Below are 11,257 nucleotides of genomic sequence, written 5' to 3'. Positions count from 1 at the left end.
TAGAACCTATAATTACCCTCAAGGGCGTGTAACTGACCATAGAATTGGCGTAGATGTTTTTGATATGGACGGCGTAATGTCTGGAAAAATTCATAAATTTATTGACGAATTACAATTAGTTGCCAATACAGAAAAATTAAAAGAATCGGAAGTATATTAATAATTTACGATTTGGGATTTACTATTTACGATTTATAAAAACTCTGGCTTGTTTTCAGAGTTTTTTTTTATAATCTTTTCTTGAATAATAGTTTTTTACAATAGAAATTTTTACTTTTATCACAAATATTGATATTATGACCATTACCCAATTATATTACGTTTTAGCTGTTGCTGAAAACAAAAATTTCACATTAGCTGCCGAAAAATGTTTTGTTACGCAGCCGACATTAAGTATGCAAATTCAAAAATTGGAAGAAGAATTAGGCATCCAAATTTTTGATCGAACAAAAAAACCTATTGGTTTAACAGAAGTAGGAAGCAAAATTGTAACTCAAGCTAAAAATATAGTTAACGAAGCAAATAGAATTAAAGACATTGTAGACCAACAAAAGGGATTTATTGGTGGCGATTTTCGTATTGGTATGATACCTACGATTATGCCCACTTTACTTCCGATGTTTTTAAATACTTTTATAAAAAAATATCCAAAAGTAAACTTAATTGTAGAAGAATTAAATACTTCGGATATTATTACAAAACTTAAAAATGGGCATTTAGATTGTGCTATTGCTGCTACACCTTTAGATGAAGAGAAACTTAAGGAAATCGTTCTATATTACGAACCTTTTGTAGCCTATATACCAGAAAACAGTCTTAATAAAGCAAAAAAAGAAATTGAAGTTGCTGATTTAGATGTAGAGAAAATATTGTTATTACAAGACGGACATTGTTTTAGAAACAGTGTTTTGAATCTATGTAAAAACAATAATTTTATTGGTGAGAATCATTTTCAATTAGAAAGCGGCAGTTTTGAAACTTTAATTAAATTATCCGATGAAGGTTTAGGAACTACCCTACTTCCCTATTTACATACATTAGATTTAAACGATAAAAACAAAACAAAACTAAAGCAGTTTGTTAACCCAAAACCATCAAGAGAAGTGAGTTTAATTTTCTCTAAAAACGAATTAAAGATTCATATTATTGATGCGTTAAAATCAACCATTCAAGGTGTAGTTAGAGGTGCAATTGCATTTAGTGATGTGGAAATTGTAAGCCCTAAGTAATTTACGATTTGGGATTTACGATTTACGATTTGGGATTTACGATTTAGGATTTAATATATGAAATTTGTAATTTAAATCACATTTACATCACCTTTTCCTTCTCTCATAATAATTGGTTCGTGACCCGTTAAATCGATAATGGTTGATGCTATGTTTTCTCCGTAACCGCCATCAATAACTAAATCGACTTGGTTTTGCCATTTCTCAAAGATTAATTCTGGATCGGTGGAATATTCAATTACCTCATCTTCATCGTGAATGGATGTTGAAACAATTGGATTGCCTAACATTTCCACAATTTGTATGGCAATATTATTATCTGGTACTCGAATTCCGACTGTTTTTTTCTTACGGAAGTCTTTTGGTAAGTCGTTATTTCCTGGCAAAATAAACGTATAAGCGCCGGGCAACGCTCGTTTTAAAATTTTAAAAGTAGGCGTGTCAATTTGCTTTACGTAATCTGAAATATTACTTAAACTACTACAAACAAAAGAAAAATTAGCTTTTTCTAACTTCACACCTTTAATTTTCGCTAATTTTTCTAACGCACGAGAATTGGTAATGTCACAACCTAAACCATAAACGGTATCGGTTGGGTAAATGACCAATCCGCCATTTTTTAAAACTTCCACTACTTTTTTAATGGCTGTTTCGCTTGGTTTGTCTTCGTATATTTTTATGAATTCTGCCATATTTTTTTGCTTTATGCTGAAAGCTAATTTCTTTAAGCGTTACCCAATCACATTTAACTTTGCAAATCGCAACAACAACTTCTTCAAGCCACCAACATCAAAACGAATCTCTGCTTTTTTGTCTGCTCCTACACCTTCTAAACCTACAATTTCACCTTTTCCGAAACGTTCGTGCATCACAATGTTTCCAACAGCTAAATTTGCATCTGTAACATTGTTTTTCGATGTACTTACTCCACTATTTAACGGTTTTAGTCTTCTAATATTAATAGACGAAACCGGTTCGTTTTTGCTAATGTATTCGGGTGGCGTTCCTGCAGTTGGTTTAGCCAATCGCAATTTAGATTTATCCACATCTCCAAATATATCAATATCCATAGTTGGTTTGTATCGGTAACCCGAATCTATCGGATTCATATATTCCAAATATTCATCATTAATTTCTTCGATAAAACGTGAAGGTTCGCTATCTACCAATTTTCCCCAACGGTAACGCGATTGCGCATACGTTAAATACGCTTGGTGTTCGGCACGAGTTAAGGCTACATAAAACAAGCGTCTTTCTTCTTCCAATTCACTTCGGGTATTCATACTCATCGCACTTGGAAACAAATCTTCTTCCATTCCTACCACAAAAACGTGTGGAAATTCTAATCCTTTCGCTAAGTGAATCGTCATTAATGCCACTCTATCATCATCGCCTGTGTCTTTATCTAAATCTGTCGCCAACGCCACATCTTCCATAAATTCTGCCAAAGCACCACGAGCACCATCAATTTCTTTTTGACCTTCGGTAAAATCTTTAATACCGTTTAATAATTCTTCTATATTTTCGATTCTGGCAATTCCTTCAGGTGTGCCATCTTTTTTTAATTCTTGTACTAAACCTGTTTTCTTTGTTACGTGATCTGTTAACGTGAAGGCATCTTGTTGTTCATTGATGATTTGAAAACTTTTTATCATCGTAACAAAATCTTGCAACTTGGTTTTCGTACCTGAGTTTAATTTTAAATCGATTTTATCAATATGCTCCATCACTTCAAAAATGGAACGTTTATAATGATTGGCAGCTACCGTAAGTTTTTCTACAGTAGTATCGCCAATTCCTCTTGCTGGATAATTTATAACACGAACTAATGCTTCTTCATCTTTTGGATTGATTACCAATCGTAAATAGGATAAGACGTCTTTAATTTCTTTTCTTTGATAGAAAGACAATCCGCCATAAATTCGGTACGGAATATCTCTTTTTCGCAACGCATCTTCCATAGCACGAGATTGCGCATTGGTACGATATAAAATAGCAAAATGCGAATTCGGTAATTGGTTTTGCATTTTTTGTTCGAAAATAGTTCCAGCTACAAAGCGCCCTTCTTCACCATCTGTAACACTTCGATGCACTTTAATTTTAGGCCCGTCATCATTGGCTGTCCAAACAATCTTATCCAGTTTGGTTTTATTTTTATCAATAACATTATTCGCCGCTTCTACAATATTTTTTGAAGAGCGATAATTCTGTTCCAATCGATACATCTTTACACCATCGTAATCTTTTTGAAAGTTTAAAATATTATTGATATTCGCACCACGGAAAGCATAAATACTTTGCGCATCATCTCCCACCACACAAATATTCTGAAATCTATCTGAAAGTGCTTTTACAATTAAATATTGAGAATGATTGGTATCTTGGTACTCATCAACTAAAATATATCTAAATCTATCTTGGTATTTCGCTAAAACGTCTGGAAAACGATTTAATAACTCGTTGGTTTTCAATAACAAATCGTCAAAATCCATCGCACCCGACTTGAAACAACGTTCTACATAATTATTGTAAATTTCTCCCATTCGAGGTTTTTTACTCATCGCATCGGCTTCTTGTAATTCGGGATTATTGAAATAGGCACGTACTGTAATTAATGAGTTTTTATATTGGGAAATTCTTCCTAAAATTTGTTTGGGTTTGTACACATCTTTATCCAATTGCATTTCCTTAATAATACCACCCAAACAACGTAAAGAATCTTGAGAATCGTAAATAGTAAAATTGGAAGGATAACCTAATTTTTCAGCTTCACTTCGTAAAATTTTAGCAAAAACAGAGTGAAATGTACCCATCCAAAGGTTTTTAGCTTCATTATTTCCCACAATTTCAGCAATACGTTTTTTCATTTCACGTGCTGCTTTATTGGTAAATGTTAAGGCTAAAATATTAAAAGCATCTACACCTTGATACATCAAGTTAGCAATTCGAACGGTAAGCACACGTGTTTTGCCTGAACCAGCACCAGCAATAACAATCATAGCACCGTCTTTTTGTAAAACTGGCGCACGTTGTGCCTCATTTAATTGATTTATGTATTGTTGCATTACTAAAATAGGATAATTAGGAAAGCAAAAATACAGATTATGAAGTGATTTTATCTGATTTTAATTGTCTTTTAACTGTAAATTATCAACAATTTTTCGATTAAAAGTAATAACATAACATAAGAATTAAATATTGCATTAACTTTTAAAAAAATATTTTAGATTTGTAAAAAAAATCCAATGAACATAGAAGCAAAATTACTTGAAATTGCCACTTACACTTTGCCAGCAATTATAACTGGCGGAGTAGCGTTTGGTTTATTGCATAAATTTTTCAAAAACGAAGAAAACAAACGAAAATTTGAACTTTTAAGAGAAAACCAACGTTTAGGGTTGCCAATTAGATTGCAAGCATACGAGCGTATTGTATTATTCTTAGAACGCATCAATCCTATAAATTTAATGATGCGTGTAGAACCAAACTCTTTAGACCCTCAAAGTTACGCAACACTTCTCGTGCATACTATTCAAACTGAATACGAACACAATATTGCGCAACAAATATATTTCACTCAAGAAAGTTGGGAAATTATTTTAAAAGCCAAAAACAGTATTATTACTCAAATTAGACGATTTTCGATTGAAGGCGAAGTGGCTTCAGGGGAAGAACTAAGAACGAAACTACTTCAAGAACTTACACAAACAGAAAGCGCAAGTGCTGTAGCGATTAGTTTTATTAAAGAAGAATTGAAAAGGGTTTTTTAAAAATTTTACACGGATTTCACAGATTAACGCAGATTTTTTTGTGTAAATATGTGAAATTTGTGTTTTATTACTTTATTCTTTTAAAAACTTCATATACAAAGCAGCCGTTTTTTCATCCGCAGTTTTGACTAAATTTTCTACTTGATTTCTAAAATCTGGTTGTTTTAACAAGGTTCGAATTTTCTCTCTTGCGAATTTAGTGAATTGCCATTTATGATGATTGGTTGCTTGAAACAAAGCACGAATTACTTGTTCGTTTTCAGGATATAATTCCAACAAAACCTCTAAAGCATTTTGTCTGACTGAACTTTCATTATTACTTGAAGTATAATTTAACAATTCATTGAAATACAGATTTTTATATTCTAAAATTACATCTAAATTTAATGCGATTTTTAACCAAGTAATACGTAAACTTTTATCATTGTTCCCTTGCAAGTTTTTTAGTTTTTCTAAATATTCATTTGCTTGATTTGGAAAAGAATTACATAAATTTATCAAGGCAATTTCTTTTGTTTTATACGAATCATCGTCTAAGAATGTCTCATATTGCGATTTAAATTCAACTGGTATTTCACTCACTGTTTCTGCAATGGCTTGGCGAACATATACGTTTTGTTTCATACCAATTTCAATCAACTCTTTTTTGTCTTCAAAAGGTGTGTTTCCTAACTTATAAAAAATATATTGTTTTACAGGAAAATACGTTTCAGATTCTAAAATGGCTTTATAATTCTCTAAATCCTTTTTCTCTTTGGTAAGTTGAATATATGCCGCAACCGATTTATTATTAAACAGATAACTTTCCGCTAAAACCATATCAAAACCTGCCGTTTCCAACCATTTACTCTTGAATTTTTTAATATCAAAATCTTTAGCAACCTTTTTTATTTCAGCTAAAAATTCATCAGTATTTACATTTTTGTATTGGTATTTTTTTAAATACTTTTTTACTGCCTTTTGGAAATTTTTCGCACCGATATCTTCTCGTAACGTATGTAACGCCCAAGCGCCTTTTTTGTAAAATGATAGCGAACTTGCATTTTCATTCATCACTGGAATGGTATCGGTTTTGGCTGCATTTTTCAACTGCAATGCATAATCATATAACTCGTTGTAAAAATAATCATCTCCAAAGATTTCTTTCTCAGCTAAAAGCGCATAATAAGTAGCAAAACCTTCTTGAAGCCAATGATGTTTTCCTGATTGCGCTGTTATTAAATCGCCAAACCACTGATGTGCCAATTCGTGGGCGTTTACATTGATGTAATTTTTATCATTAAAACCAATTGAATCCACTACAAAATCTTGAGAAAAAATCGTAGAAGTCGTGTTTTCCATTCCTGCATATAAAAAATCTCTAACAGGAACTTGACGGTAGATTTTCCAAGGGTATTTCATACCAATTTCTTGTTCTAAATAATCGAAAATTTGTTTAGAATAGCGATATGTAGGTTCGAATTTTGAATAATCATTTTTATCTATGTAGAATTCTAAAGGCGTTCCTGATTTACTTTTGACTTCTTGCATCCCAAATTTTCCAAACGCCAACATTACCAAATAAGACGACATAGGTTTTTGCATTTGATAATTTCTTGTTATATCGTTAACGCCTCTACTCCAACTTATAGTTTTTTTCTCAAAATTTAATTTACCATTAGATAATGCAATAGGATTAAATTCAAATTTATCCATATCAACAAAATAGTTAATAGTTATCCCGAAAATTACTTTCTCATTTACATCGTCAAAACTCGGCAACCAATGGCTTGAATATTTGCCTTGGCCTTGCGTCCAGATTTGCCTATTTTCATCTTGACCTATGAAATAAAGCGTTTGTTTCGGTATGGCAGTGTACTGAAACGTTAGTTTGTTTTTTCCTTTAGAATACCCATCAAATAGATCCAATGTTTTTCCTGAATTTTTATATTTCACCATTTTACCATTAATCATAACGTCAGAAAATACGATGTTTTTGGCATCGATTTTAATAGTATCTACAATCTGCTTTACTTTAAATTCGTATGTTACACTTCCAGAAATAGATTTTTCTTCAAAATTTGTATATAAAGAAGCAGTACAAGTCAAAAAATCAACATATTTCGTTTGTTGCGAAAAGGAAAAAATTGAAAAAAGCAGAAAATACAGCGCTTTCATAAATTAATTTAAAATTAGATACGAATATAACTATTTTTAATTTTACTCATTTCTAATTTAACAAATAATAACTATCTTCGCTTTATAACAAAATTCAAAAACATATTGTAAAAATTAATATATTTTCATTATTTTTTGTTTTTGATATTGTAATTTGATATTGTAATTCATTTTGAACCTACTCGATACTCCCATAGAATATTTAAAAGGCGTTGGTCCTCAACGTGGCGAATTACTTCGCAAAGAAATGAATATTCATAAATATGGTGATTTAATCAATTTATACCCTAATCGATATATCGATAGAACGCGCTATTTCAAAATTAACCAACTGGTAAATAGCAATTCAGAAGTTCAAATTATTGGAAAAGTCGTTCATATTAAAACCATCGACCAAGGAAAAGGAAAATCGAGATTAGTCGCTACTTTTTTAGATGATACGGGACAAATGGAATTGGTTTGGTTTCAGGGACAAAAATGGGTTAGGGAAAGTTTAAAACTCAATACCGTTTATGTTATTTTTGGGAAAGTCACACAATTTGGATCGGTTTTCAATATGGCGCATCCAGAAATGGAATTGTTGGAAGAACACAAAACCACGTTACGAAGTGCGATGCAGCCTGTTTATCCAAGTACCGAAAAGCTAAATAATAAAGGTGTTACGAATAAAGTTATCAATAAAATGATGATGCAATTATTTTCGGAAACGCATCAATTATTTTCAGAAACGCTATCTGATTCCATTATTGAAGAATTAAAGCTTATTCCAAAGAAAGATGCATTACTAAACATTCATTTTCCGAAAAATCAAGACCTTTTAGCTAAAGCGCAATTTCGATTAAAGTTTGAAGAGCTATTTTTCATTCAACTGCAATTAATCACTAAAAATTTAATTCGAAAACATAAAATAAAAGGGTTTCCTTTTGAAATTATTGGCGAAAATTTCAATAATTTCTACAACAATCATTTACCTTTTGAACTCACCAATGCGCAAAAAAGAGTATTAAAAGAAATACGAAACGATTTGGGAAGTCACGCACAAATGAATCGTTTATTGCAAGGTGATGTGGGTTCAGGTAAAACCATTGTCGCTTTAATGTGTATGCTTATCGCGAAAGATAACGGTTTTCAAAGTTGTTTAATGGCGCCTACAGAAATTCTGGCAAATCAGCATTTTAATGGCATTACCGAATTAGCTAAAGATTTGAATATTAATATTCGAATATTAACAGGTTCAACGAAAATTGCACAACGAAGAATTATTCACGAAGAATTAGAAAACGGCACGTTAGATATTATAATCGGAACACACGCTTTATTAGAAGATAAAGTTCAATTTAAAAATTTAGGTTTAGCCGTAATTGATGAGCAACATCGTTTTGGTGTAGAACAAAGAAGTAAATTGTGGGGAAAGGCCTCCCCTAACCCCTCCAAAGGAGGGGAAATCGAACGTATTAAACAAAAATACGAAACAGCCCGACCATCCACATATAAACTTTTAAAAGAACTTCAAAAAGAGAACAAAAAAAATAGTACTCAAGCTGAAAGTATTTTATGGGAAAACTTAAGAAATAAAAACATAAAGTATAAATTCAGAAGACAACATATTATTGATATTTTCATTGCGGACTTTGTTTGTTTAGAGAAAAAACTAATAATTGAAGTTGATGGTGGCTATCATAACACATTAGAACAAAGAGAAGCCGACGAATTAAGAACACAAATCTTAAATGAAATTGGATTCAAAGTGATTCGTTTTACGAACGAACAAGTTATTGGCGACATTGATAACGTCATTAATAAAATCAACACAATCTTGGCAAGCCTCCCTTCTGGGGAGGTTGGTGGGGCTACTCCACCTCACGTTTTAGTAATGACCGCTACTCCTATTCCACGTACTTTAGCGATGAGTTTATATGGTGATTTAGATATTTCGGTGATAGATGAATTACCTCCAGGAAGAAAACCAATACAAACCGTACATCGATTTGATAGTAAACGATTAGTAGTTTGGAAATTTATAAAAGATGAAATTGCCAAAGGAAGACAAATTTACATTGTATATCCATTAATTCAGGAATCGGAAAAAATGGATTATAAAGATTTGATGGACGGTTATGAAAGTATTTCTCGTGATTTTCCTTTACCGCAGTATTCTATTTCTATTTTACACGGAAAAATGAAACCTGCCGACAAAGATGAAGAAATGAAACGCTTTGCAGAAGGAAAAACCAATATTATGGTAGCAACTACGGTTATTGAAGTGGGTGTAAACGTTCCAAATGCATCTGTTATGATAATTGAAAGTGCCGAACGTTTTGGCTTGTCGCAATTGCATCAATTACGCGGACGAGTTGGTCGTGGTGCCGAACAAAGTTATTGTATTTTAATGACGGATTACAAACTTTCTGAAGATAGCAAAACCCGAATGGAAACAATGGTGCGAACCAATGACGGATTTGAAATTGCTGAAGTCGATTTAAAACTTCGTGGTCCCGGAGATATAATGGGAAAACAACAAAGTGGCGTGTTAAACCTTCAAATTGCCGATTTGGTAAAAGACCGTGATATTTTACAAGTGGCAAGACATATAGCTGTAAAACTTCTTAAAGAAGATCCAAGTATGAATTTACCTGAACACGCCAAATTAAAGGCTGTATTTATGGAAATCAGTAAGAAGAAAAGTATTTGGAATTATATTTCGTAATGGAAAAATGAATGTAGATTACAGAAAATAGATTTAACAATTTTATTTAAAACAAAAACAATGGTACAATACAACCCAAAAGACTGGATTACTTTTATTTTTCGATTTCATAAATCGGATACCTTTCGTCAATTAATCCCAATGATGATTTTAATTGGCGTGTATTCTGGTGCCATTTGTTATTTCGAAATACATTATTTCAAATTAAAAGAAAATAGTCACGTTAAGAATATTTCCGTATTACATACAACTGTCGGATTTGTGTTATCATTGCTTTTGGCCTACCGAACCAATACTGCATATGATAGATGGTGGGAAGGAAGAAAATTATGGGGAAGTTTAGTTAATAATTCCAGAAATTTAGCCATTAAGTTAGCCGCTATTTTGGAAAGTGAATCGGATAAAAATTATTTTAGAAAAGTGATTCCAAGTTTTGCTTCAATTTTAGCGAAACATTTAAGTAATGAAGAAGTTGGTAAGGTTTTATTTGAAGGATCAGACCTCGAAATAGACCAAAACAAGCACAAACCCAACCAAGTAGCTAAGATGATATTCAGTAAAATTAATGATTTATATAAATCTAATAAAATATCTGGAAATCAATTAATTATATTAAATTCAGAAATACAATCTTTTACTGATGTTTGTGGTGCTTGTGAACGAATAAAAAACACACCAATACCCTATTCTTACAGTGCGTTTATTAAAAAATTTATTTTCTTTTATGTGATGACATTGCCTTTTGGATATGTTTTTACCTTAGGATATTATATTATTCCTGTAGTTGTTTTTATCTTTTATGTGTTGGCAAGTTTAGAATTAATTGCCGAAGAAATTGAAGATCCTTTTGGCGGTGATGAAAACGATTTACCCACTTCAAAAATAGCAAGTAACATTAAAAAACACGTTGAAGAAATATTATAACCAATATACTATAACAAAAAATCCCGTTCCGATAATATCGGAACGGGATTTTTTTTAATTATTAAATAATATTATTTTCTTGCTATCACTTTTAATGATTTTTCAATAATAGCCGTACTATTTAATCCGTATTTTTCCATTAATTGTTCTGGTGTACCACTTTCTCCAAACGTATCATTTGTTGCTACAAATTCTTGTGGAGTTGGCGTATTTAAACTAAGCGTTCTGGCAACACTTTCTCCTAAACCACCTAAAATATTGTGTTCTTCAGCAGTAACTACGCAACCTGTTTTAGCAACCGATTTTAAAATTGCTTCTTCATCTAAAGGTTTAATGGTGTGAATATTGATTACCTCAGCAGAAACGCCTTGTTTTTCTAATTCTTCAGCAGCGATTAAAGCTTCCCAAACCAAATGTCCTGTTGCGATAATCGTTACATCTGTTCCTTCATTTAATAAAATGGCTTTTCC

General features: G+C 31.9%; 8 protein-coding genes and 1 pseudogene. 5 read left to right on the top strand and 4 right to left on the bottom strand.

Features of this window, described 5'->3' with window-relative positions; translation table 11 throughout:
• Both ACIQ11_RS05310 and ACIQ11_RS05305 read left to right on the top strand, forming a co-directional pair.
• Positions 1 to 160 (top strand): annotated as a pseudogene (locus ACIQ11_RS05310) (peptide chain release factor 1); the annotation flags it as partial.
• A gap of 136 nt (positions 161 to 296) precedes the next feature.
• Complete coding sequence (locus ACIQ11_RS05305) at positions 297 to 1,229, top strand: LysR substrate-binding domain-containing protein (RefSeq protein ID WP_396153489.1); 933 nt, start codon at positions 297 to 299, stop codon at positions 1,227 to 1,229.
• Between the two features lie 71 nt (positions 1,230 to 1,300).
• On the opposite strand, the gene ACIQ11_RS05300 is transcribed toward ACIQ11_RS05305, so the two are convergent.
• Positions 1,301 to 1,921: an L-threonylcarbamoyladenylate synthase gene (locus ACIQ11_RS05300; protein ID WP_396153487.1), complete on the bottom strand. Its 621-nt coding sequence runs from the start codon at positions 1,919 to 1,921 to the stop codon at positions 1,301 to 1,303.
• 39 nt (positions 1,922 to 1,960) lie between these two features.
• Positions 1,961 to 4,294 carry an ATP-dependent helicase gene (locus tag ACIQ11_RS05295; RefSeq protein ID WP_396153485.1) on the bottom strand — a complete coding sequence of 778 codons (2,334 nt, stop codon included), beginning with the start codon at positions 4,292 to 4,294 and terminating at the stop codon, positions 1,961 to 1,963.
• Positions 4,295 to 4,474: 180 nt separating this feature from the next.
• Here ACIQ11_RS05295 and ACIQ11_RS05290 point away from each other — a divergent pair, with 180 nt between their 5' ends.
• On the top strand, positions 4,475 to 4,999 hold the full coding sequence (locus tag ACIQ11_RS05290) for a hypothetical protein (protein WP_396153482.1): 525 nt from the start codon (positions 4,475 to 4,477) through the stop codon (positions 4,997 to 4,999).
• A 72-nt stretch (positions 5,000 to 5,071) separates the two neighbouring features.
• On the opposite strand, the gene ACIQ11_RS05285 is transcribed toward ACIQ11_RS05290, so the two are convergent.
• Complete coding sequence (locus ACIQ11_RS05285; protein WP_396153480.1) at positions 5,072 to 7,156, bottom strand: M1 family metallopeptidase; 2,085 nt, start codon at positions 7,154 to 7,156, stop codon at positions 5,072 to 5,074.
• Positions 7,157 to 7,325: 169 nt separating this feature from the next.
• Between ACIQ11_RS05285 and ACIQ11_RS05280 the strand changes: the two genes are divergently transcribed.
• The gene (locus tag ACIQ11_RS05280) at positions 7,326 to 9,863 is read left to right on the top strand and encodes a DUF559 domain-containing protein (RefSeq protein ID WP_396153491.1); all 2,538 of its coding nucleotides are present in this window, start codon (positions 7,326 to 7,328) and stop codon (positions 9,861 to 9,863) included.
• A 60-nt stretch (positions 9,864 to 9,923) separates the two neighbouring features.
• On the top strand, positions 9,924 to 10,787 hold the full coding sequence (locus tag ACIQ11_RS05275; protein ID WP_396153478.1) for a bestrophin family protein: 864 nt from the start codon (positions 9,924 to 9,926) through the stop codon (positions 10,785 to 10,787).
• A gap of 71 nt (positions 10,788 to 10,858) precedes the next feature.
• Here ACIQ11_RS05275 and ACIQ11_RS05270 read toward each other — a convergent pair.
• The coding region (locus ACIQ11_RS05270) for a transketolase family protein (RefSeq protein WP_396153476.1) at positions 10,859 to 11,257 on the bottom strand (399 nt) is incomplete at its 5' end.

The sequence above is a fragment of the Flavobacterium sp. genome, from assembly GCF_044361065.1.
Taxonomy (GTDB): Bacteria; Bacteroidota; Bacteroidia; order Flavobacteriales; family Flavobacteriaceae; genus Flavobacterium.
Note: the sequence above shows the minus strand (reverse complement) of the source record. Positions and strands in the feature narration are given on the sequence as shown.

Excerpts from the sequence above, each read along its gene's own strand:
- ACIQ11_RS05305 (WP_396153489.1), top strand. The coding sequence starts at position 297 with ATGACCATTACCCAATTATATTACGTTTTAGCTGTTGCTGAAAACAAA.
- ACIQ11_RS05300 (WP_396153487.1), bottom strand. The coding sequence starts at position 1,921 with ATGGCAGAATTCATAAAAATATACGAAGACAAACCAAGCGAAACAGCC.
- ACIQ11_RS05295 (WP_396153485.1), bottom strand. The coding sequence starts at position 4,294 with ATGCAACAATACATAAATCAATTAAATGAGGCACAACGTGCGCCAGTT.
- ACIQ11_RS05290 (WP_396153482.1), top strand. The coding sequence starts at position 4,475 with ATGAACATAGAAGCAAAATTACTTGAAATTGCCACTTACACTTTGCCA.
- ACIQ11_RS05285 (WP_396153480.1), bottom strand. The coding sequence starts at position 7,156 with ATGAAAGCGCTGTATTTTCTGCTTTTTTCAATTTTTTCCTTTTCGCAA.
- ACIQ11_RS05275 (WP_396153478.1), top strand. The coding sequence starts at position 9,924 with ATGGTACAATACAACCCAAAAGACTGGATTACTTTTATTTTTCGATTT.